This is a genomic window from Gemmatirosa kalamazoonensis (assembly GCF_000522985.1).
GTDB classification, from domain to species: Bacteria; Gemmatimonadota; Gemmatimonadetes; order Gemmatimonadales; family Gemmatimonadaceae; genus Gemmatirosa; species Gemmatirosa kalamazoonensis.
In genome coordinates this window covers 4,155,532-4,176,599 of sequence record NZ_CP007128.1, presented here as the reverse complement: position 1 = coordinate 4,176,599, position 21,068 = coordinate 4,155,532, and the positions used below count along the sequence as shown (strand labels likewise).

Here is a 21,068-nt window from a genome sequence, read left to right as displayed (position 1 = left end):
GCGTCCGCCTAACGCGTCACGGCGCGGCGCCGGTCGCGACGCCCGCGCGCGCGAGCAGCGACTCCAGCTCCGGCAGCCGCACGGCGCCGGTGAGCTGCGCCACCGAGCGGCCATCCTTGAAGACGATGGTCGTCGGGATGCCGCGTATCTGGAACCGCTCGGCCGTGACCGGCGCGCGGTCGGTGTTGAGCTTCGCGACGAGCGCGCGCCCCTGGTAGCGCGACGCCAGCTCGTCGACGTGCGGGGCCATCACCTTACACGGGCCGCACCAGTCGGCGTAGAAGTCGACGAGCACCGGCACCCCGCTTGCCTCGACGGTGCGCGTGAACGTCTCGTCGTCGAGCGGCAGCGGGCGGTCGAGCAGGATCGGCTTCGCGCAGTTGCCGCACTTCGGGCGGTCGGCCGCGCGACGCGCGTCCACGCGATTCCACGTCTGGCAGAACGTGCAGCGCACCGTCAGCTTCGCCGCCGCCGGCTCCGCGGCCGGCTGCCCCGTCGAGGTCGTGCCCATGGGTGCTCCCTCCGACTACGTCCGGGTGGTATCTTGCTCTCAGAAGGAACGTAACCGGGGCGTTAGCTCAGTTGGGAGAGCACCTGCTTTGCAAGCAGGGGGTCATCGGTTCGAGCCCGATACGCTCCATCCGGTAGCACAGAACGCCCGCGCCACACCTCTGGCGCGGGCGTTCGCGTTCCGGCTGCCCGGCTGCCGCGCCCGCGGCTCGGACAATGCAGCACCCCGGTAGGTCGGGGACGTCGAGCTCACACGTCACGTGGGAGGTGGACGATGACTCCGTACCGGTGGACGGCCGCGCTCGCGCTCGCGTGCTCCTGTCTTTCCGCCGCTCCCCTCGTCGCGCAGCGGTCGCCCGCGGCCGGCGCCACGGCCCGGGCCGCGCCCCGCCCGCCGACCTGCCGGGTCGATGGCACCTGGGAGCTCGCGTCCGTGTCCGTGGACGGGAAGGAGCGCGCGCTCTCGGGCTACCAGCAGCGGAAGATCCTGACCGGCGGCCACTTCATGTGGCTCGGCCAGGCGGCGCGGCGCGACACCATCCTGCGGCGCACCGTCGCCGACTCGCTGCGTGCGACGACGGTGCTCGGCGGGAGCGGGAGCTACACGGTGAGCGGCAGCGCGTACACCGAGCGGCTCGACTACTTCTACGACCCGAACGGCATCGGGCAGACCGTCCCGGCCACCTGCCGGGTGAACGGCGAGTACTGGTACCACAGCTTCACGACGCCGTTCGACAGTCTGTCGGCGCCGGCCGACAAGCGTCAGCACATCGTGGAGGTCTGGCGCCGCGTGCCGTAGCCGCGTGCCGGAGTCCGCGCCGACCGGGCGGGCGACTAGATATCGGGCACGGTGACCGCTCACGCGTCGTCGGCCCCGGGCCGCGCGCGTGCCGATCTCTCCCCGATTCCCGCACTGTAATGGCGACCGCCGCCACTTCCACGCAGGCCGCCGTGCCCACGGTCGGCCAGCCCGCGCCCGACTTCACGCTCGCCAGCACGAGCGGCGAGAAGGTCACGCTGTCGTCGCTCCGCGGCCACAACGTGCTCGTCGCGTTCTTCCCGCTCGCGTTCACGAGCACGTGCACCGCGGAGATGTGCGCCATCACCGACGACTACGATGCGTTCGCGGCGCACGACGTCGTCGTGCTGCCGATCTCCGTCGACTCGACCGCGAGCCTCAAGGAGTACAAGACGAAGTACGCGCTGAAGACCGACTTCCTGAGCGACTTCCGGCGCGACGCGTCGCGCGCGTACGGCGTGTTGAACGAGGAGCGGTTCTACTCCAACCGCGCCTATTTCCTGGTCGACCGCGACGGCATCGTGCGGTGGGCGCACGTCGAGGAGATGAACGGCAACCGCCGCGAGAACGCGGAGATCCTCGCCGAGATCGCGAAGCTCCCCTGAGCGGGTTTTCCAAACCAGGGAGCACGGCATAGCTTCCGCGAAGCATCCACCCCGATCCGCTCCGCAGGCCATGCCGCTCTCGCCGCTCCAGGCGCTCACCGATCTCGCCGCCCGTCTCGCCGGCGCCGTCGACCTCGACGCCGCGATGCCCGACGTCCTGGAGTCCGCGCGTGCCGCGCTCGGCGCGCGACGGTGCGCGGTGTGGCTGACGGGGCCCGACGGCACGCTCGCGCCGCGCTGGGGCGATGCGCCGCCGGACGCGCCGAGCGCTCACGCGGTGCCGCTGCGCGCCGGCGGCGAGGTGTTGGGCACTTTCGTCGTCGACGCTGCTCCCGCGGCCGGCGACGGCGTGCTCTCGCCGGGCGTCGTCGCCGACGTGCTCGCGCCGTCGCTCGCGTACTTCCGCGGCGTGCGCGAGGTGGAGGAGCAGCGCCGCTTCGTCGCGCGTGTCGTCGACTCGCTGCCGGTCGGTCTGTACGTCATCGATCGCGACTACCGCGTGCAGCTGTGGAACCGCAAGCGTGAGACGGACACCACCGGCGTGGCACGCGAGGATGCGTTGGGCCGCAGCATCTTCGACGTGCTACCGCGACAGAACGCGGAAGTGCTGCGCCGCGAGTTCGACGAGGCGTTCGCGACCGGCCGGCTGCAGCAGTTCCAGATCGAGTCGCGGTCGACCGGCGAGCTGCGCACGTATCGCCTGACCAAGATCCCGATGGCGGTCGACGGCGGCGGGCCGTCGCACGTCATCACCCTCGGCGAGGACATCACCGAGTGGAAGGCGGCGCTCGAGCGCACCGCGCAGGCGGAGAAGCTCGCCGCGATCGGCCAGCTCGCTGCCGGCGTGATGCACGAGATCAACAACCCGCTCGCGACGATCGCCGCCTGTGCCGAGACGATGACGCTCGGCATCGCCGAGCTGCCGCCGTCGCGCCCCGCGCCGCCGGGGTTCGGCGAGTATCTGCGCATCATCGACCACGAGGTGCACCGCTGCCGCGGGATCACCGAGGGGCTGCTGAACTTCAGCCGCGCGAAGCCGCTGCAGCGGGTGTCGGTGGGGCTCAACTCGATCGTCGAGCAGACGCTGTTCCTGCTGAAGCACCACGCGCGCTTCAAGCGCTACCCGGTGCGCCTCGAGCTGGCGGAGGGCGCGGGGCCGCAGGTCACGGCGGACCCCGACCAGCTCACGCAGGTGCTCATGGCGCTGCTGCTGAACGCCGCCGACGCGATCGGCGAGCCCGCGGCCGATCACGAGGAGGCGCGCGGCATCATGCTGCGCACCGGCGTGGACGGCGCGGACGCGTTCGTCGACGTCGCCGATCAGGGGCACGGCATCGCGCGCGAGGAGCTCACGAAGATCTTCGAGCCGTTCTACACCACGAAGCCGCCGGGCGCCGGCACGGGGCTCGGGCTCTCGATCTGCTACGGCATCGTGCGCGACCACGGCGGCCGCATCGAGGTGGACAGCGCGCTCGGTGTCGGTACGACGTTCCGAGTCCTGCTCCCCGCCGCGTCGTGAGCGACGAGTCGACCGGCGCGCGCGTGCTCATCGCTGAAGACGAGAGGCAGCTCGCGCTGCTGCTCGAGCACTTTCTCGCCGGCCGCGGACACACGGTGTCCGTCGTGCACGACGGGCGCGCGGCGCTCGACGCGATCGAGCGCGAGCCGTTCGACGTCGCGCTGCTCGACGTGCAGATGCCCGGCCTCGACGGGATCGCCGTGCTGCGCGGCGCGCGCGAGCTGCCGATGCCCCCGCAGGTCGTCGTCATGACCGGGAACGGCACGATCGACACCGCGCTCGCCGCGATGCAGGAGGGCGCGTACGACTACGTCGCGAAGCCGTACCGCATGGCGGAGGTGGACCTGCTCGTGCGGCGCGCGACGGAGCGGCGCCGGCTCGAGCGCGAGTGTGCCGCCGTCGCCGCGGCGCCCGAGCCGACGATCGAGACGCGGTCCCCCGCGCTGCAGGACGCCGTCGCGACCGTGCTGCGCGTCGCACGATCCTTAGGCGGGCTGCTGCTGAGCGGCGAGCCGGGCACCGGCCGGACCACGCTCGCCCGTCTCGCGCACGGCGCGGCCGGCGGCGGGCCGTTCGTCGACCTCGACGGCGCCGCCGTCGCCACGCTCGGCGCGGCCGTCGTCGATCGCCGCGTCGGTGCGGCTCGCGGCGGGGGCACGTTGTACGCGCGCACGGTGGACGCGCTGCGGGCCGACGACCAGCGGCGCGTCGCCGCGGCGCTCGATACGCAGGCGCTGCGCGTGGTCGCGTCGACCGCGCGCGCGCCGCGATCGCTCGCCCTCGACCCCGCGCTGCGCGAGCGGCTCACGACGGTCGTCGAGCTGCCGCCGCTGCGCGAGCGCGCGGGCGACGTGCGCGCGCTGGCGGAGTCGTTCGTTAGGCGGTACGGCGGCGCGTCGCCGCCGGCGCTGTCCGATGCCGCGGCGCAGCGGCTCGAGCGTCACGCGTGGCCGGGCAACGTCGCCGAGCTGCGACTCGTCATCGAGGGCGCCGTGGCGCGCGCCACGGCGGGCGTCGTCGACCCATCCCACCTCGCGTTACCGTGAAGATCCTCGTCATCGAAGACGATCCGACCGTCGGGCAGTTCGTGAAGCGCGGCCTCGAGGAGCAGCGCTGGGTCGTCGACCTCGTGGCCGATGGCGAGAGCGGCGAGCGCGCCGCGGCGTCGGGCGCGTACGACGTCGTCATCCTCGACATGCGCCTGCCGGGCAAGAACGGCATCGACGTGCTGCACAGTCTGCGGTCGCGCGGGTTCGAGCGGCCGGTGCTCGTGCTCACCGCGCAGGACGCGGTCGACGCGAAGGTCACCACGCTGCGGACCGGCGCCGACGACTACGTCACGAAGCCGTTCGCGTTCGAGGAGCTGCTCGCGCGCGTCGAGGCGCTCGCGCGGCGCCCGCGCGCGCTCGCCTCGCCCCGGCTGCACGTGGCCGATCTCGTGCTCGACCAGAATACGCGCGAGGTGCAGCGCGATGGCGAGCGGATCGAGCTCACGCCGAAGGAGTACGCGGTGCTCGAATACCTCATGCGCCACGCCGGGCGCGTGATGAGTCGCACGCTCATCACCGAGTACGCGTGGGGCTACCACTTCGACCCCGGAACCAACATCGTCGACGTGGTGATCAATCATCTGCGCAAGAAGATCGACGCCGGGCAGCGGCAGAAGCTGATCCACACGGTGCGCGGCGTCGGCTACGTGGTGAAGGCCTGACGGAGCGCTCATGGCGTCCATCCGCGCTCGACTCACGACGACGTACGCGGCGGCGCTGGCGGGCACCATGCTCGTCTTCGGCGCCACGCTGTGGATCGGCCGCGGCGCCAGCGTGCAGCGCCAGCTCGAGCGCTACGCGAGCGCGCAGGCCGAGGTGGCGCTTCGCCTGACCGGGTTCGTGCGACGCAAGGCGAAGCCGGGCGAGCCGGTGCAGCTCACCGAGGTGCGCGACACGGTCGTCGGTCCGACGGTGGTGCCCGAGCTCTACACGCTGCTCGAGGCGCTGCCGGAGTTCATCCTCGTCGTCGACGCGAACGGACAGATCGTCTACGGCTCGCGCGAGGCGCGGCTGCTGAGCTCAGACGCGCTCGACGCGATCCGCAGCAGCGCGCCGCGGCTCTCGCCGTCCACCGTGGGCCACGCCGACATCGACCGCGACACGCTCGACCCGCGCCGCCGCCGAGCGTGGGAGGCGCGCGGGCTGCCGCGCACCGATCAGCTGCTCATCGTGCGCCGCAATGCGGACACGACGCTCGCCCCGATCGGCTACGTCATCGCTGGCACGTCGGTCGGGCCGAGCCACCGCGCGCAGACCGAGCTGCTCGGATCGATGCTCGCCGTCGCACCGTTCGTGCTGCTCGTGTCCATCGCCGTGGCGTACTACCTCGCCGGCAACACGCTGCGCCCGCTCGAGCAAATGCGCAGCGAGCTTGAGGCGATCACCGACGGTCGCAGCCTGCATCGCCGACTGCACCTCGAGTCCACCGGCGACGAGATGGCGCGGCTCGGCGCCACGCTGAACGCCATGATCGGCCGGCTCGAGACGTCGTTCGGCGGGCTGCGGCGATTCACCGCGGACGCGAGCCACGAGCTGAAGACGCCGCTCACCGTGCTGCGCGCGAACGTCGAGCGCGCCATGTCGTCGCCCCAGGGCTCCTCCGAGCAGCTCGTCGCGCTCGAGGAGGCGCTGCAGGAGATCACGCGCATGGCCGACCTCGTGGACAGCCTGCTGACGCTAGCGCGCTTCGACGAGGGACGCTTCGACCTGCACCGCGAGTCGATCGAGCTCGAGCCGATCGTGCGCGACGTCTACGAGACCGCGGTGATCCTCGGCGAGGCGGCCGGGCTCGAGATCGCGATGCCTGTCCTCGAGCCGGCGACCGTGCTCGGCGATGCGGCGCGGCTCCGGCAGCTGTTCCTGAACCTCGTCACGAACGCCATCAAGTACACGCCCACCGGCGGCACCGTCGAGCTGCGCCTGGACGCCGGCGAGGACACGGTCGCCTTCACCGTGCGCGACACGGGCATCGGGATCGCCGCCGCCGACCTGCCCTACATCTTCGACCGCTTCTGGCGCGCCGACCGCGCCCGGTCGCGCCGGGTCCTCGGCGAGCACGTGAGCGAGCGCGGGGGATTCGGCCTCGGGCTCGCCATCAGCCAGTGGATCGCCCAGGCCCACGGCGGCACGCTCACGGTCGCCTCGCGGCTCACCCGCGGGTCCACGTTCACCGTGACGCTTCCGTTAATCGGCGAGCAGGTTCTTCCGGTGCAAGCCGCGCCCGCGGCATACGCGGTGCACGACGGCGCGGACTGAACATCGGTTCGAAACGGCTCCCGCAGCCGGTGGCAGCGCAGACGATTCGATTAAGGAACGGTAACAGGCAGCTAATCGAACCTTAATCTTGAGTCCATTCCTTCCTCATTTGCCACGGCTAGACTCCGGCCTCACAGCCAGCGGGAATCCGCGTCCCTGACTCAGCCTGAGCGCCATGTTCAACAACCTGCTCGAGTCGAAGGCCAAGAAGCAGCGGAGCACCGGCGGCACCATCTTCAGCGTCATCCTCCATACGGGGATCATCGCGGGCGCCGTGTACGCCACGGCCCACGCGACGATCGAGGCCGAGAAGCCCAAGGAGGAGAAGGTCGAGTTCGTCGAGATGAAAAAAGACGAGCCGCCTCCGCCGAAGAATGAGCCGCCGCCGCCTCCGCCGCCGGATGTGGCCGTCGCCCCACCGCCCCCGAAGGGCTTCCAGGTCCTCACCGCGCCGGTCGAGATCCCGGACGTCATCCCGCAGGTCGACCTCTCGAAGAAGGTGACCGACGAGGCCGACTTCTCCGGTAAGGGCGTCGCGGGCGGCGTCGCCAAGGGTGCCGTCGGCGGCACCGGCCCGGTCGTCCAGGATCAGCCGTACTTCGAGTTCCAGGTGGAGAAGCCGGTCGTGCCCGCCCCGGGCAACACCGGCCCCCGGTACCCGGAGATGCTGAAGTCGGCGAACGTCGAGGGCACCGTGCTCGCCCAGTTCGTCGTCGACACGAGCGGCCACGTGGAGCCCGGGTCCTTCAAGGTCCTGAAGTCGGACCATGACCTGTTCAGCCAGGCCGTGAAGTCGGCCCTCGCGAACATGCGCTTCCTGCCCGCCGAGGTGGGCGGACGCAAGGTCAAGCAGCTCGTTCAGCAGCCCTTCCAGTTCCAGCTCACGAAGTGACGCCCCTTGTGGGCGTCACGCGGAGTGGCGCCTACGCCTAACGCTCAACGGAGACGGATATGAATCTCTCGCTGATGGAACTGTGGACGCAGATGGGTGCGTTCGCGAAGGGCATCGTGGTCGTGCTCGCGATCATGTCGATCTGGTCGCTCACGATCATGATCCAGAAGTGGTGGAACATCCGCCGCGCCCAGGCCGAGACGAAGCGGTTCGCGCCCGAGTTCTCTCAGTTCCTCGAGGAGGACAACCTCACCGAGGCGATCAAGCTCGCCGAGGGCTACAAGCGGTCGCACGTCGCTCGCGTGCTCGGCAATGCGCTCTCCGAGGTCAAGCCGCTGATCATGGACGGCTCGGTCACGGTCGCCGACATCAACTCGGCGGAGCGCGCGGTCGAGCGTGAGATGCTGATGACGATCGTCGACCTGAAGCGCGGCCTCGGCGTGCTCGCCACGGTCGGTGCCACGGCGCCGTTCGTCGGTCTGCTCGGCACGACGATGGGTATCGTGAACGCGTTCACGGGCATGGCCGCGTCGGGCTCGGGTGGTCTGTCCGCGATCTCGGCCGGTATCGCCGAGGCGCTGATCACGACGGCCTTCGGCCTCATGGTCGCCATCCCGGCCGTGTGGATGTTCAACTACTTCTCGACGAAGATCGATAACCTGACCGCCGAGATGACGTACACGTCCAAGGAGATGATCGACTATCTCATCAAGGGCGTCTCGGGCGAGTTCGGCCGCTCGCGCTTCACCCGCGAGTTCAGCGCGGGCACGGGCGCCGGCCCGATCTCGCAGTAAGCCGCGGGCCCCAACGGCCTACGGCCAGGAGGTAGCGCATGGGTATGTCGGTTTCGTCCGGAGGGAGCTCGGTGAAGGCCGAGCCGAACGTGACGCCGCTCGTGGACGTCATGCTCGTCCTCCTCATCATCTTCATGGTGATCATCCCGACGCTCACGTCGGGTCTGAACGCCGCCCCGCCGCAGGGCATCAACCTCAAGAAGCATCCCGAGGAAGACGGCGACGTGCTGCTCGGCATCGACCGTAAGGGCGTGTACTACCTGAACCGGCAGCCGATCCGCAACGAGACGCTCGAGGCGAACCTGAAGCGCATCTTCGACGCCCGCACCGAGGACAAGATCCTCTACGTGCGCGCCGACAAGAACCTCGAGTACTCGAAGGTGCAGGACGCGGTCGACATCGCCGCGAAGGCGGGCGTCCGCGTCACCGGCCTCATCTCCGAGCAGCTGCCCGGGACCGAGGGGCAGTCGGTCGAAGAGAAGAAGGGAGGGTCCTGAGCCATGGCCATGTCCACTGGGGGGCAGGGCGGACTGACGTCCGACCCGAACGTGACCCCGATGATCGACGTGCTCATGGTGCTGCTGATCATCTTCATGGTGATCGTGCCGTCGAGCCGGAAGGCGATCGACGTGCAGCTTCCGGATCCCAACCCGCAGCCGTCGAGCGCGCCGAACACGTCGCAGATCGTGCTGTCCGTCCACAAGGGCGGCCAGTTCGAGATCAACAAGGAGCCGCAGACGCTGGCCGGCCTCGCGCCGCGGCTCAAGCAGATCTACGACCCGCGCCCGGACAAGATCATCTTCATCAAGGGTGATCCGGACGCGACGTATCAGGACATCATCAAGGCGATGGACATCGCCCGCGGCGCCGGCGTGAAGGTCATCGGCTTCACGCCCAAGGGCGCGTCGTAACCCGACCGCTCGGCGAGCGTCCCTGCTACGGCGGGCGAACCCTTCGGGGCTCGTCCGCCGTAGTCGCGTGTATGATGCGTGCAGTGGCCAACCATCCCCTCCGAACCCGTCCCGTGACGTCGTCCTGGTCGCCCGACTCCGACGGCGAGCCCGCAGGCAACGAGCCCTGGCGCGGCGAGCCCGCGGGCGGCGCGCCGCAATCCCCGGCGCGGCCGCCCTATCGACCCCCGATCGGCATTCCGGTCCCGTCCGAGCGTCGGCTCGGGAGCACGCTCGTGGCCGTCGCGCTGCACGTGCTGGTCATCGCGCTCTTGCTCGCGCCGGTCGTCGGGCCGGCGGTGCTGCAGGAGGTGCAGGGTGCCGGCGGCGCCGGCCCCGCCGGCGGCGGCGGGGGCGGTACCATGGGCACCGGCGGCCGACAGGCCGAGTTCGTGACCGAGCGGCTGCACTTCGTGCCGGTGACGCCCGCGCCGCCGACCCCGGCCGCCGTCATCCCGCCGCCCACGAAGCCGCTCCCGACGCCGGTCACGCCGCCCGTGACGCCGCCGGAGCCGAAGCCCGTCCCGCCGGCGCCCACGCCGACGCCCGAGCCCACCGCATCGGTCGCGGCCACGGCGCCGATGCCGGGCACGGGTGGCGGCACCGGCGCCGACGGCACCGCCGGCTCCGGCCCCGGCACGGGGGGTGGCATCGGGTCCGGCGTCGGAACAGGGCGCGGGTCGGGCGTGGGCCCGGGGACCGGGGGCGGCAGCGCCGCGAACTACCCGCCGCAGGCGATCGAGATCTTTCTCGCGCCGTGGCCCGTGCCCGACAAGGTGCGCGGCACCCAGCTCGTCGCGAACTTCGACGTCGACTCGACGGGGAAGGTCCTGTCGTTCGAGTTCACGCCGACGCGCGACGGCGGCTACAACCGCAAGCTCAAGGACGTGCTCTCGGGCGTGAAGTTCCGCCCCGGGACCGGCCCCGACGGGCGCCCCATCCGGTCGAAGGGATCGCTCACCTACGTGTTCTGATTCCGTCCCTGCCGACAGCTGGTACGAAGCCGCGAGCGCATCGCGGCCTTTTTTTCGTCCAGCCCCGCCCGGATGAGCGTAAGGTCCGACTTTCCAAGAACTTGTCGGCCCCATAAGTTCCCCGCTTTGCGCCGCCCGGGGCCGTCCATTTCTGGCGACGGTCCAGTCCCTCCGCTCCTCCTTTCCGGACCGATACGTCTATGGCTCCATCGCAGTCCGCGCTCCTCTGGCTCATTCTCGGTGCGAGCGGCGTAGCGCTCGTCGTGGCGGTGCTCATCTCGCGCGGGGTCCTCGCGCGCGACCGCGGAACGGCCGCGATGCAGCGCATCTCGAACGCCATTCAGGAAGGGGCCGAGGCGTATCTCGCGCGGCAGTACAAGACGATCGGTCTGCTGGCGGTCGTGGTCGCGGCGCTGATCTACGTCGGCTACGCGTTCGCGCACCGTGCCGAGTCGGCCGACTCGGTGGGTGGGCTGAGCGCGGGCACCTACGCGCTGTACACGACGGTCGCATTCCTGCTCGGCGCCATCTGCTCGGGCATCGCCGGGTTCATGGGGATGTGGGTCTCCATCCGCACGAACATTCGGACGGCGGCGGCGGCCACCACCTCGCTGAACGCGGCGCTCCAGACGGCGCTGCGGGGCGGGGCGGTGTCCGGGCTGTTCACCGTCGCGATGTCGATCATAGGCGTGGCGGGGCTGTTCGGCATCCTGCAGCTGCTCGCGCCGGCGGGCGTGGACCCGGCCGCGTGGGCGCAGCGGATCCCGTTCCTCATCGTCGGCTTCGGCTTCGGCGCGTCGTTCGTCGCGCTGTTCGCGCAGCTCGGCGGCGGCATCTATACGAAGGCGGCCGACGTCGGCGCTGACCTGGTCGGCAAGGTCGAGGCGGGGATTCCCGAGGACGACCCGCGCAACCCCGCGGTGATCGCGGACCTCGTCGGCGACAACGTCGGCGACTGCGCCGGCCGCGGCGCCGACCTGTTCGAGTCCACCGCGGCCGAGAACATCGGCGCAATGGTGCTCGGCGTGCTGCTGTACCGCTTCTTCGGGCTGGGCGGCGTGCTGTTCCCGCTCGTCGTCGGCGCGGTGGGGCTGCTCGCGTCCATCGTCGGCGTGATGATCGTGCGCACGAGCGGCGACGAAGACCCGATGTCCGCGCTGAACCGCGGGTTCTACGCCACCTCGGCGCTCGTCGCGGTCGGCTTCTTCGGCCTGTCGAAGTGGCTGCTGCAGACGCCCGACGCGCCGGACGCGTGGTGGCACTACTTCCTGTGCGGGATGATCGGCCTCGCGACGGCGTTCGCGTTCGTCTACATCACGCAGTACTACACGGAGTACCGCTACCGCCCGGTGAAGTCGATCGCCGAGGCGAGCCAGACCGGCGCGGCGACGAACATCATCGCCGGCATCGCGGTGGGCATGGAATCGACGGTGCTGCCGGTGATCACGGTCGCCGTCGCGATCATCTCGAGCTACTACCTCGGCCGCACGAGCGGCCTGCTCGATCCGACGACCGGGCAGCCGGTGGGGGGGCTGTTCGGCACCGCCGTGGCGACGATGGGGATGCTCGGCACCGCGGGCTACATCCTCGCGATGGACGTGTTCGGACCGATCACGGACAATGCGGGCGGCATCGTCGAGATGTCGGAGCAGCCGGACTCGATCCGCGAGAAGACCGACCGCCTCGACGCCGTCGGCAACACGACGAAGGCGCTCACGAAGGGCTACGCGATCGGCTCCGCGGCGCTCGCCGCGTTCCTGCTGTTCTCCGCGTACCTGGACGAGGTGCGCACGCTGACCGGCAACGAGCTGTCGGTGAACCTCGCGAAGCCGCAGATCTTCGTCGCCGGGCTGCTCGGCGCGATGCTCGTGTTCTGGTTCTCGTCGCTCGCCATGAGCGCCGTGCGGAAGGCCGCGCAGAGCGTGATCGAGGAGGTGCGGCGTCAGTTCCGCGAGAAGCCCGGCATCATGCAGGGCACCGACCAGCCCGACTACGGCCGCTGCGTCGACATCGTGACGATCGGGGCGCTGAAGGCGATGGTGTTCCCGGGCGCGCTCGTCGTGGTGTTCCCGATCGCCGTCGGTCTCGTGTTCAAGCAGTTCGGGCTCGGCGCCGAGGCGGTGGCGGCGTTCCTCATGATCGGCACGATCGCGGGCATCCTCATGGCCGGCTTCCTGAACAACGGCGGCGGCGCGTGGGACAACGCGAAGAAGTACATCGAGACGGGCATGTACGGCGGCAAGCGCTCCGATGCGCACAAGGCGGCCGTGGTGGGTGACACGGTCGGCGACCCGTTCAAGGACACGGCGGGTCCGTCGCTGCACGTGTTCGTGAAGCTCCTGTCGACGATCACGCTGGTTCTCGCGCCGCTGTTCATCTAATGCGAGCGTGGAGCGTGGGGCGTGGAGCGTAGAGGGGTCGACTCTACGCTCCGCGCTCCACGCTCCACGCTTTCTTTCCCCCCCCATGCCTTCGATCTTCTCCCGCAAAGCGATCGGCGATCTGCTGGCCGAGGGCGAATCACCGTCGGGGCTGAGGCGGACGCTCGGCGTCGGCGATCTGGTGATGCTGTCGATCGGCGCGGTGATCGGCGCCGGCATCTTCTCCACGCTCGGCACCGCGGCCGCGGGCGAGGTGAACGCGGCGGGGCAGGTCGTCCGCTACGGCGCGGGTCCGGCGCTCATCCTCTCGTTCGTGCTGCTCGGCGTGGTGTGCGGCTTCGCGGCGCTGTGCTACGCGGAGCTCGCGGCGATGATCCCGCAGGCCGGCAGCGCGTACGCATACTCGTACGCCACGCTGGGCGAGATCATCGCGTGGATCATCGGGTGGGACCTGATCCTCGAGTACGCGGTCGGGAACGTGGCCGTGGCCATCGCGTGGGCCGGCTACTTCAACTCGCTCGTCTCGCCCTGGTTCACGATCCCGCCGTGGCTCACCCACGGCTACTGGAACGCGAAGGCGCTCGCCGCCGGCGGCGACGCCGCGATGCAGTCGCTGCTCACCACCGCGCCGCACGTCGCCGGGATCCCGATCCTCGTGAACCTGCCCGCGTTCCTCATAGTGATGGCGATCACGTGGCTGCTCGTGATCGGCGTCAAGGAGAGCACGCGCGCGAACAACATCATGGTCGGGGTGAAGCTGCTCGTGCTCGCCGTGTTCATCGTGGTGGGCGCGATCCACATCGACCCGGCGAACTACCGCCCGTTCGCGCCGAACGGCTGGCGCGGCATCCACCAGGGCGCGGCGATCGTGTTCTTCGCGTTCATCGGATTCGACGCGATATCGACGGCGGCGGAGGAGACGCGCAACCCGCAGCGCAACATGCCGCGCGGCATCATGCTGGGCCTCGGCATCTGTACGCTGATCTATGTCGTCGTCGGGGCGGTGGCGACCGGGCTCGTGCCGTACATGCAGCTGAAGTCGTCCGATCCGCTCGCGCGCGCGCTGCAGGTGGCGGGCTTCCCGGCCGCGGGATGGTTCGTCTCCGCGGGCGCGGTCGTGTCGATGGCGGCGGTGCTGCTCGTCTTCCAGTACGGCCAGCCGCGCATCTTCTTCGCGATGGCGCGCGACGGGCTGCTGCCGTCGTGGGCGGCGAAGATCCACCCGAAGTACCGCACGCCGCACGTCACGACGATCATCACCGGCGTCCTCGTCGCGCTCGGCGCGCTGCTCGCCGACGACGCCGCGACGTACGACCTCACGAACATCGGCACGCTGTCGGCGTTCGCGCTCGTCTGCGTCGGCGTGCTCGTGCTGCGCTACGCCGACCCCGCGCGCCCGCGCCCGTTCCGCGTCCCGTTCGTCTGGCCGGTGACGATCCTCGGCGCCGTCCTGTGCCTCTACACGATGTACGGGCTGCCGACGTCGGCCTGGATTCGCTTCGGGATCTGGCTCGTCATCGGTCTCGTGTTCTACTTCCTGTACGGCTACCGCAACTCCACGCTGCGCCGCGGCACCGCCCCGGTCCCGGCGGCGCCGCCGCCTCCCATCGAGAAGAAGTGAGCTGATGGCCGCGTCCTCCCCGCCACACTACACGCCCCTCGCGCCCCCGCCGGCGGTGAAGCCGCGCGGGTTGCGCCGCGTCACGCTCACGCAGTGGATCATGCTGTCGCTCGTCGTCGGCGTGATCGTCGGCGCGCTGTTCCCCGATGCACAGCGTGCGCAGCACGGCGGCTGGTCGGCGAGCGACCTGCGCGTGCTCGCGACGGTGTTCATCCGGATGATCAAGTCGCTGATCGTGCCGCTCATCGCGAGCACGCTGATCGTCGGCATCGCGGGGCACGGCGACGACATGAAGAAGGTGGGGCGGCTGGCGTTCCGCTCGATCGTGTACTTCGAGATCGTCACGACGCTCGCGCTGGTGGTGGGGCTCACGGCGGTGAACCTCGTGCGGCCGGGCGAGGGCGTCACGCTGCCGACCGAGGCGGGCTCCGACATCACGTCGCTCGCCACGAAGACGCCGACGTTCTCGGGGGTCATCGAGCACACGGTGCCGCAGAGCTTCTTCGAGGCGGCGTCGGCGAACGAGGTGCTGCAGATCGTCTTCTTCACGATCCTGTTCGCCGTCGCGCTCGCGAAGCTGCCGGCGGGTCGCCCGAAGACGTTCATGCTCGAGCTCTGCGAGTCGGTGTCGCAGATCATGTTCAAGTTCGTCGGACTCGTGATGGCGTACGCGCCGATCGGCATCGGCGCCGCCATCGCGGTGACCGTCGCGAAGAGTGGGCTCGGCGTGCTGCTCAACCTCGCGCAGCTCGTCGGCACGCTGTACGGCGCGTTGATCGTGTTCCTGCTCGGCGTGCTGCTTCCCGTCGCACTGGTGTTCCGCATCCCGCTGTCGCGCTTCGTGCGGGCGGTGCGCGAGCCGTTCCTGATCGCGTTCTCCACGGCGTCGAGCGAGGCCGCGCTGCCGCGCGCGATGCAGGCGATGGAGGCCTTCGGCGTCCCGAAGCGCATCGTCGCGTTCGTGATGCCGACCGGCTACTCGTTCAACCTCGACGGCAGCACGCTCTATCTCGCGCTCGCGTCGGTGTTCGTCGCCCAGGCGGCGCACATCGACATGCCGCTCGGCACGCAGATCCTCATGATGCTGACGCTGATGCTCACGAGCAAAGGCGTCGCCGCGGTGCCGCGCGCGTCGCTCGTGATCCTCTCCGGCGCGCTCACGCAGTTCAACCTGCCGCTCGCCGGCATCGCCGTGATCCTCGGCGTCGACGCGCTGATGGACATGGCGCGCACGTCGGTGAACCTCGTCGGCAACTGCCTCGCGACGGCGGTCATGGCGCGGTGGGAAGGGGAGCTCGGCACCGATCCGGCGCACGCGGTGGAGCGCGCGGCGGAGATCGAGCGCCAGGAGCACATGGCTCCCACGATGTGATGAGTGGACGCGTCGAGCCGCGTATCGTGCCGAAGCCGTGGGGGCACGAGATCATCTGGGCGCACACCGAGCGATACTGCGGCAAGATCCTGCACATCACGGCGGGCCACTCGCTGTCGGTGCAGTACCACGAGCGCAAGGACGAGACGGTGTACCTGCTCTCGGGCGAGATGCGCTACTGGGTGGGCGAGCGGGCCGACGCGCTCACCGACCAGCGGCTGAAGCCCGGCGACGCGTTCCGCATCACGCCGGGCACGGTGCACTACATGGAGGCGGTGACCGACTGCGACGTGCTGGAGGCGAGCACGCCGGAGCTCGACGACGTCGTGCGCATCAAGGACCGCTACGGCCGCGAGGGCACCTCGAACCCCTAGGGCAGGAGGGCAGGAGGGCACGAGGGCAGGAGAGAACCGGACTCTCTCCTGCCCTCGTGCCCTCCTGCCCTCCTGCCCTACGCAGTAGCCACCTCGATGCCTAACGACCGCAGCGCCGCGCGCACGGCGCCGCGCGCCGGCTCGATGTCCTGGCTGCGCACCTGCGCGCCGGGAACGGCACTCTTCAACCGATGCTCGACGCGCTTGCGGAGCGGCGAGCCGCGCGTGAGCAACCCCCCCGACAGCGCCACCGGCGCCGCCGCGCGCTCGTCGACGAACAGCTTGCGGGCGAGCGTGCGCACGTGGATCACGAGCTCCTCGACGGCCATGCTGAGGAGCGAGTTCGCGCGCAGGTCGCCGGTCGCCGCGACCTGAAGCACGACCGGCGCGAGCCGCGCGAACTGCGCCGGCGTCGCCTCGGCCGCCCAGCGAACCATCGCCGCCGGGTCGTCGGCCTCGATCGCGGTGAGCAACGCGTTCACGAGCGCCGTCTCCGGCTCGCGGCCGTCCGCGGACGCGGACGCGACGTTGAGCGCGCGACGGCCGATCCATGCGCCGCTTCCCTCGTCGCCGATGACCGGGCCCCACCCGCCGCAGCGGGCGAACGTGCCGTCCGGCCCGCGGCCGAACGCGATGGAGCCGGTGCCCGACACGAGCAGGATGCCGGCGCCGTCACCGAACGCGTCGTCGAGCGCGACCGCCGCGTCGGTGTGGACCACCACCTCGTCGGCGAGCTCGCGCTCGGCCAGCGCCTGCCACAGGCCATCGCGCTCCGGCTCGCGCCCGACGCCGGCGACGCCCACGCACAGGATGCGCGGCAGCACGTGCGTCATGTTCGCGGCGCCGAGCGCGTCGCGCACGCACGCCGCCACGACGTCGGCCGAGTGCTCCACCTGTCCGGGGCGCACCGCGGACGCGGGCCCCTCGACCGCGATGATCTCGCGGCCCTGCTCGTCGGCGACGACGACGCGCGTCTTCGACCCGCCGCCGTCGACACCCACCACGATCACGCTCATCGTCCGAGCCCCCGTTCGTCAGCGCTCCGTGCCCGCGGCATCCCATGCGACAGCGACGACAGCATCCCCACGCCGACGGTGATCGCGGTGCCGATCAGCACGTACCACGGCCACGCGATCCTGCCGAACGGCGCGAGCACCGGCGCGAGCGCCGGGAACCACCTGCTGAACTGGCCGGCGAACACGATGAACGCCATCACGATCAGCGCGACGACCTGGCCGGTCAGCGCGTCGCGCTGGATCGCGCGCCGCCAGAAGTTGCCGAGAAAGAACACGCCTAACAGCGCTCCGTACGTGAACGACGCGATGCTGAGGGCGACCACCACCACCGGCGTCTTGGGATCTTCGGGAAAGAGCAGCGCACCGAGCGTGAGCACGACGCCCCACATCAGCGCGAACAGCTTGCCCGCCTTCAGCGTCTGCGGGTCGTCGGCCCGCCGCCCGGTGAGCGGCAGGTAGATGTCGTGCGTCGCCGCCGCCGCCAGCGAGTTGATCGCCCCCGAGTGCGTGCTCATCGTCGCCGCGACGATCGCCGCGACGAGCAGGCCGATGAGGCCGTGCGGCATCTGCTGCACGATGAACGTGGGGAAGATGTAGTCGGGCGTCGGGAACTCGCGGCCGGCGAAGAAGACCCACAGCCCGATGCCGATCATCAGGAACAGCGTGAACTGCGCGATGACCGCCACGCCGCTCCCGATGATCGCCTTCTGCGAGTCGCGGAGCGAGCGCGCGGACAGCAGCCGCTGCACGATGAGCTGGTCGGTGCCGTGCGACGCCATGGACAGGAACGCGCCGCCGAGCAGTCCGGCGAGCAGCGTGTTCGCCTGGTCGAGCCCCCAGTACCACTGCACCACCTGGAGCTTGTTCGCCGCCCCCGCGCGGTCGAGGATCGCGCTCCACCCACCGGGCACGAGGCGCCCGACGAGCACGAGCGCGATCAATCCGCCGAGGAGATAAATCGACGCCTGCAGGATCTCGGTCCACACGACGGCCTTCATGCCCCCGCGGTACGTGTAGATGATCGTGAGGATGCCGAGGATGAGCACCGCCGCCGGCATCACGAGGCGCTGGTCGGTCACCACCGGCCCGATGACGATCGCGATCGGCACCGCGGTCGCGAACACGCGCACCGAGTCGGCGAGCGCGCGCGTCACCATGAACACGATCGACGTGAACCGCCGCGTCGCGAGCCCGAACCGCTTCTCGAGCAGCGCGTAGGCGGTGACGATCTCGCCCTCGAAGTAGCGCGGCAGCAGCACGGACGCGACGACGATGCGTCCGAGCAGATAGCCGACGACGATCTGCAGGAAGCCGAGGTTCGTGCGGTACGCGAGCCCCGGCGTGGAGATGAACGTGAGCGCGCTCGTCTCGGTGGCGACGATGGAGAAGAGCACCGCCCACCACGGGATCGCGCGGTCGGCGACGAAGTAGTCCCGCGCGTCCTTCTGTCGGCGCCCCACCCAGATGCCGAGGAGCGTGACGCCGACGAGGTACGCGACGAGAACGAGGCCGTCGAGGAGGTTGAACGTCTTCACCAACCGCCCTCGCTAGCCGGCAATGACGTACGCCTCCATCGCGAAGTACTCGGCCAGCCCCAGTCGATTGAGCGTCGCCGCCGTGTCCTTGTTGCGCTGGTCGACGCGCTGCCAGAACTCGCGCTCGTCCTGGCCCGGGAAGGGCGCGGAGTCCTTCTGCGACTGATGCTTGAAGATCGCCTGGATCTTCACTTCCAGCTCTTCCTGCGACATCGGCACGAGCACCGTCGCCTCGGTCACCGGCCACTCCTGCCACGCGCCGCGATACAGCCACACCTCGGGGAGCTTGGCACCCGCGTTGCGCAGCTCGCCTAACGCGAGGTCGATCGCCTCCTTGCACATGCGGTGCGTGCCGTGCGGGTCCGACAGATCACCGGCGACGAAGATCAGGTCCGGCTCGCTCTCCTCGAGGAGCTCGCGGACGATCTTCACGTCGGCCGGCCCGATCGGATCCTTGCGCACCTTGCCCGTCTGGTAGAACGGCAGGTTGAGGAAGCGCGCGTTCGCCTTCGACAGGCCCATCACCTCGATGCCGCTCACCGCCTCGGCCTCGCGGATGACGCGCTTGGTGTCCTGCACCTCGGGGATGTCCACGTCGCCCGGCTTCTTCTTCGCGAGGCACTCGTACACGCGGTCAGCGAAGCTGCGCAGCTCCGGGCTGCCGACGTGCCGCTCGCGGTCGAGCCGCAGCAGGAAGTCGACGTAGCGACGGACCTCGTGGTCGAAGACCGCGATGTTGCCGCTCGTCATGTACGCGACCGTCATGTCGTTGCCGTTCTGGGCGAGCTTGTACAGGATGCCGCCCATCGAGATGACGTCGTCGTCCGGGTGCGGGGAGAAGCAGACGATCTTCTTCCCGCGCGGGAGCTTGCTCTTCCCGCGGATCTTCGCGCCGAGGAGGTTGAACACCGCGCCGTTCACCTCGCCCGGCGAGCCGTAGCGGGCGACCAGCGAGGACAGCGCGTTGTCGCTGTAGTCGCGCTGCGTGAGCTTGAGGATCCCGTTGCCGACGGTGAGCGACAGCCACGTCACCGCGCGCACCATGAGTGCCTCGGTCCACTCCACCTCGTCGAGCAGCCACGGGGTGGCCACGCGCGTGAGGTCCGCCGCGGCCGGCTCGTCGACGAAGAACGTCGTCGCCGGATGGCGCTGCAGGAACGTCGCGGCGACGGCGTGGTCGATCTCGCCTTCCACCGCGCGCCGCACGATCGCCGCCTTGTGCTCGCCGGTGGCGAGGATGGCGATCTCCTTCGCGTCGAGGATGGTCGCGACACCCATCGTGACCGCCTCGCGCGGAACGTTCTCCTCGCCGAAGAAGTCCGCCGCCGCGTCCTTGCGCGTGATGTTGTCGAGGTGCACGAGCCGCGTGCGGCTGTCGGCGCCGGAGCCCGGCTCGTTGAAGCCGATGTGCCCCGTCTTGCCGATGCCGAGGAGCTGGAAGTCGATGCCGCCCATGCGGCGGATCTCGGCCTCGTACTCGGCGCATGCCTCGCTCACCTCCTCGCGCGGGATGTCGCCCGGCGGGATGTGCACGTTCTTCGGATCGATGTCGATGTGCGCGAACAGGTTCTCCCACATGTACCGGTGGTACGAGTGGATGCTGTCCTTCGCCATCGGGTAGTACTCGTCGAGATTGAACGTCACGACGTCGCGGAAGCTCAGCCCCTCGTCGCGGTGGCGGCGAATCAGCTCGCGATAGACGCCGATCGGCGTCGAGCCCGTGGCGAGGCCGAGGACCGTGCGCTGGCCGGCGGCCTGCCGCTCGCGAATGAGCGCGTCGATGCGGTTGGCGACCTCGCGCGCGATCGCGTCGTGGTCGGCGAGGACGAGCGTCGGGATGCGCTCGCGCGACGTGTTGTTGACGCCGCCACCGAGACGCGAAGGCCCGCGACCTCTGTCGGGGTCGCGGGCCTCGGTCGCGGTGCCGGCGGCCCGCCGGGGGGCGGCGCTCGGAACCGTGTGTGTCATGAGTCGGGATCGATCAGATCAGGCGGAGAAGGAGCTGCCGCAGCCGCAGCCGCCGGTCGCGTTCGGGTTCTTGAACGTGAAGCCCGAGCCCTGCATCGACGAGACGTAGTCGATGGTCACGCCGTTGATGTACTGCGCCGAGAAGGGATCGACGAAGACGTTGAAGCCGTCCTGGGCGAGCACGAGATCGTCCTCGGCCGGCTGATCCTCGATGAGAAGGCCGTACTTGAAGCCGCTGCACCCGCCGGGCTGCACGCTCACGCGGAGCCCGCCCTGATCGTACGACACCCCCTCGGCGTCCATGAACTTCTTCACCTCGGCCGTGGCGACCGACGTGACCGTCAGGACGAGATCGGACTGAGTGGTGGTGCTCATCCATTGCCTCCAGAAAGTGGGCGCGGAGATGCGCCGCAGAATGGGAGAAATCTAGCGCCCCAGACCGCCCCTCTCAAC

Annotated in this window: 20 protein-coding genes and 1 tRNA gene; 16 read left to right on the top strand and 5 right to left on the bottom strand. The window is 70.1% G+C overall.

What is annotated here, in order from left to right; genetic code table 11:
• Positions 1-16: 16 nt before the first annotated feature.
• Positions 17-511: a thioredoxin gene (gene trxA, locus J421_RS18265; RefSeq protein WP_104022779.1), complete on the bottom strand. Its 495-nt coding sequence runs from the start codon at positions 509-511 to the stop codon at positions 17-19.
• 56 nt (positions 512-567) lie between these two features.
• Between trxA and J421_RS18260 the strand changes: the two genes are divergently transcribed.
• The 16 genes from J421_RS18260 to J421_RS18185 all read left to right on the top strand — a co-directional run bounded on the left by J421_RS18260 (position 568) and on the right by J421_RS18185 (position 16,096).
• Positions 568-640: transfer RNA gene (locus tag J421_RS18260), tRNA-Ala, on the top strand.
• A 303-nt stretch (positions 641-943) separates the two neighbouring features.
• A complete protein-coding gene (locus J421_RS32865; protein ID WP_025412618.1) occupies positions 944-1,309 on the top strand; it encodes a hypothetical protein in 366 nt (121 codons plus the stop codon).
• A 119-nt stretch (positions 1,310-1,428) separates the two neighbouring features.
• Positions 1,429-1,914, top strand: coding sequence for a redoxin domain-containing protein (locus J421_RS32860; RefSeq protein WP_025412617.1), 486 nt, complete (start codon positions 1,429-1,431; stop codon positions 1,912-1,914).
• A 70-nt stretch (positions 1,915-1,984) separates the two neighbouring features.
• Positions 1,985-3,433 carry an ATP-binding protein gene (locus J421_RS18245; protein ID WP_025412616.1) on the top strand — a complete coding sequence of 483 codons (1,449 nt, stop codon included), beginning with the start codon at positions 1,985-1,987 and terminating at the stop codon, positions 3,431-3,433.
• Positions 3,430-4,479 carry a sigma-54-dependent transcriptional regulator gene (locus J421_RS32855; protein ID WP_025412615.1) on the top strand — a complete coding sequence of 350 codons (1,050 nt, stop codon included), beginning with the start codon at positions 3,430-3,432 and terminating at the stop codon, positions 4,477-4,479. The genes J421_RS18245 and J421_RS32855 overlap by 4 nt, the downstream gene beginning before the upstream one ends.
• The gene (locus J421_RS18235) at positions 4,476-5,144 is read left to right on the top strand and encodes a winged helix-turn-helix domain-containing protein (protein WP_025412614.1); all 669 of its coding nucleotides are present in this window, start codon (positions 4,476-4,478) and stop codon (positions 5,142-5,144) included. Before J421_RS32855 ends, J421_RS18235 begins: the two co-directional genes overlap by 4 nt.
• Before the next feature lie 10 nt (positions 5,145-5,154).
• Positions 5,155-6,738 carry a sensor histidine kinase gene (locus J421_RS18230; protein WP_025412613.1) on the top strand — a complete coding sequence of 528 codons (1,584 nt, stop codon included), beginning with the start codon at positions 5,155-5,157 and terminating at the stop codon, positions 6,736-6,738.
• Between the two features lie 175 nt (positions 6,739-6,913).
• Positions 6,914-7,630: an energy transducer TonB gene (locus J421_RS18225; RefSeq protein WP_025412612.1), complete on the top strand. Its 717-nt coding sequence runs from the start codon at positions 6,914-6,916 to the stop codon at positions 7,628-7,630.
• A 59-nt stretch (positions 7,631-7,689) separates the two neighbouring features.
• Entirely contained in the window at positions 7,690-8,424 is a 735-nt protein-coding gene (locus tag J421_RS18220) for a MotA/TolQ/ExbB proton channel family protein (protein ID WP_025412611.1), read from the top strand.
• A gap of 71 nt (positions 8,425-8,495) precedes the next feature.
• Entirely contained in the window at positions 8,496-8,921 is a 426-nt protein-coding gene (locus tag J421_RS18215; RefSeq protein ID WP_158508833.1) for an ExbD/TolR family protein, read from the top strand.
• 3 nt (positions 8,922-8,924) lie between these two features.
• Complete coding sequence (locus tag J421_RS18210; protein WP_025412609.1) at positions 8,925-9,335, top strand: ExbD/TolR family protein; 411 nt, start codon at positions 8,925-8,927, stop codon at positions 9,333-9,335.
• Between the two features lie 113 nt (positions 9,336-9,448).
• The gene (locus J421_RS18205) at positions 9,449-10,348 is read left to right on the top strand and encodes a hypothetical protein (RefSeq protein WP_025412608.1); all 900 of its coding nucleotides are present in this window, start codon (positions 9,449-9,451) and stop codon (positions 10,346-10,348) included.
• Between the two features lie 200 nt (positions 10,349-10,548).
• A complete protein-coding gene (locus tag J421_RS18200; RefSeq protein WP_025412607.1) occupies positions 10,549-12,729 on the top strand; it encodes a sodium-translocating pyrophosphatase in 2,181 nt (726 codons plus the stop codon).
• An 85-nt stretch (positions 12,730-12,814) separates the two neighbouring features.
• Positions 12,815-14,350, top strand: a complete 1,536-nt coding sequence (locus J421_RS18195) for an amino acid permease (protein ID WP_025412606.1) — start codon at positions 12,815-12,817, stop codon at positions 14,348-14,350.
• A gap of 4 nt (positions 14,351-14,354) precedes the next feature.
• On the top strand, positions 14,355-15,722 hold the full coding sequence (locus J421_RS18190) for a dicarboxylate/amino acid:cation symporter (RefSeq protein WP_025412605.1): 1,368 nt from the start codon (positions 14,355-14,357) through the stop codon (positions 15,720-15,722).
• Positions 15,722-16,096 (top strand): cupin domain-containing protein, encoded by a 375-nt coding sequence (locus tag J421_RS18185; protein ID WP_025412604.1) that lies wholly within the window; start codon positions 15,722-15,724, stop codon positions 16,094-16,096. Before J421_RS18190 ends, J421_RS18185 begins: the two co-directional genes overlap by 1 nt.
• 77 nt (positions 16,097-16,173) lie before the next feature.
• Here the strand turns inward: J421_RS18185 and J421_RS18180 are convergent, their stop codons facing one another.
• Genes J421_RS18180 through J421_RS18165 form a run of 4 tightly spaced genes read right to left on the bottom strand, consistent with a single transcriptional unit; the run spans position 16,174 to position 20,990 of the window.
• Positions 16,174-17,112 carry an N-acetylglucosamine kinase gene (locus tag J421_RS18180; protein ID WP_025412603.1) on the bottom strand — a complete coding sequence of 313 codons (939 nt, stop codon included), beginning with the start codon at positions 17,110-17,112 and terminating at the stop codon, positions 16,174-16,176.
• Complete coding sequence (locus J421_RS18175; RefSeq protein WP_201773039.1) at positions 17,109-18,647, bottom strand: sodium:solute symporter; 1,539 nt, start codon at positions 18,645-18,647, stop codon at positions 17,109-17,111. The genes J421_RS18180 and J421_RS18175 overlap by 4 nt, the downstream gene beginning before the upstream one ends.
• 12 nt (positions 18,648-18,659) lie before the next feature.
• Positions 18,660-20,615, bottom strand: coding sequence for a glucosamine-6-phosphate deaminase (gene nagB / locus J421_RS18170; protein ID WP_025412601.1), 1,956 nt, complete (start codon positions 20,613-20,615; stop codon positions 18,660-18,662).
• Between the two features lie 18 nt (positions 20,616-20,633).
• Positions 20,634-20,990, bottom strand: coding sequence for a HesB/IscA family protein (locus J421_RS18165; RefSeq protein ID WP_025412600.1), 357 nt, complete (start codon positions 20,988-20,990; stop codon positions 20,634-20,636).
• Positions 20,991-21,068: the final 78 nt, after the last annotated feature.

Excerpts from the sequence above, each read along its gene's own strand:
- trxA (WP_104022779.1), bottom strand. The coding sequence starts at position 511 with ATGGGCACGACCTCGACGGGGCAGCCGGCCGCGGAGCCGGCGGCGGCG.
- J421_RS32860 (WP_025412617.1), top strand. The coding sequence starts at position 1,429 with ATGGCGACCGCCGCCACTTCCACGCAGGCCGCCGTGCCCACGGTCGGC.
- J421_RS18245 (WP_025412616.1), top strand. The coding sequence starts at position 1,985 with ATGCCGCTCTCGCCGCTCCAGGCGCTCACCGATCTCGCCGCCCGTCTC.
- J421_RS18230 (WP_025412613.1), top strand. The coding sequence starts at position 5,155 with ATGGCGTCCATCCGCGCTCGACTCACGACGACGTACGCGGCGGCGCTG.
- J421_RS18225 (WP_025412612.1), top strand. The coding sequence starts at position 6,914 with ATGTTCAACAACCTGCTCGAGTCGAAGGCCAAGAAGCAGCGGAGCACC.
- J421_RS18220 (WP_025412611.1), top strand. The coding sequence starts at position 7,690 with ATGAATCTCTCGCTGATGGAACTGTGGACGCAGATGGGTGCGTTCGCG.
- J421_RS18210 (WP_025412609.1), top strand. The coding sequence starts at position 8,925 with ATGGCCATGTCCACTGGGGGGCAGGGCGGACTGACGTCCGACCCGAAC.
- J421_RS18200 (WP_025412607.1), top strand. The coding sequence starts at position 10,549 with ATGGCTCCATCGCAGTCCGCGCTCCTCTGGCTCATTCTCGGTGCGAGC.
- J421_RS18195 (WP_025412606.1), top strand. The coding sequence starts at position 12,815 with ATGCCTTCGATCTTCTCCCGCAAAGCGATCGGCGATCTGCTGGCCGAG.
- J421_RS18190 (WP_025412605.1), top strand. The coding sequence starts at position 14,355 with ATGGCCGCGTCCTCCCCGCCACACTACACGCCCCTCGCGCCCCCGCCG.
- J421_RS18185 (WP_025412604.1), top strand. The coding sequence starts at position 15,722 with ATGAGTGGACGCGTCGAGCCGCGTATCGTGCCGAAGCCGTGGGGGCAC.
- J421_RS18180 (WP_025412603.1), bottom strand. The coding sequence starts at position 17,112 with ATGAGCGTGATCGTGGTGGGTGTCGACGGCGGCGGGTCGAAGACGCGC.
- nagB (WP_025412601.1), bottom strand. The coding sequence starts at position 20,615 with ATGACACACACGGTTCCGAGCGCCGCCCCCCGGCGGGCCGCCGGCACC.
- J421_RS18165 (WP_025412600.1), bottom strand. The coding sequence starts at position 20,990 with ATGAGCACCACCACTCAGTCCGATCTCGTCCTGACGGTCACGTCGGTC.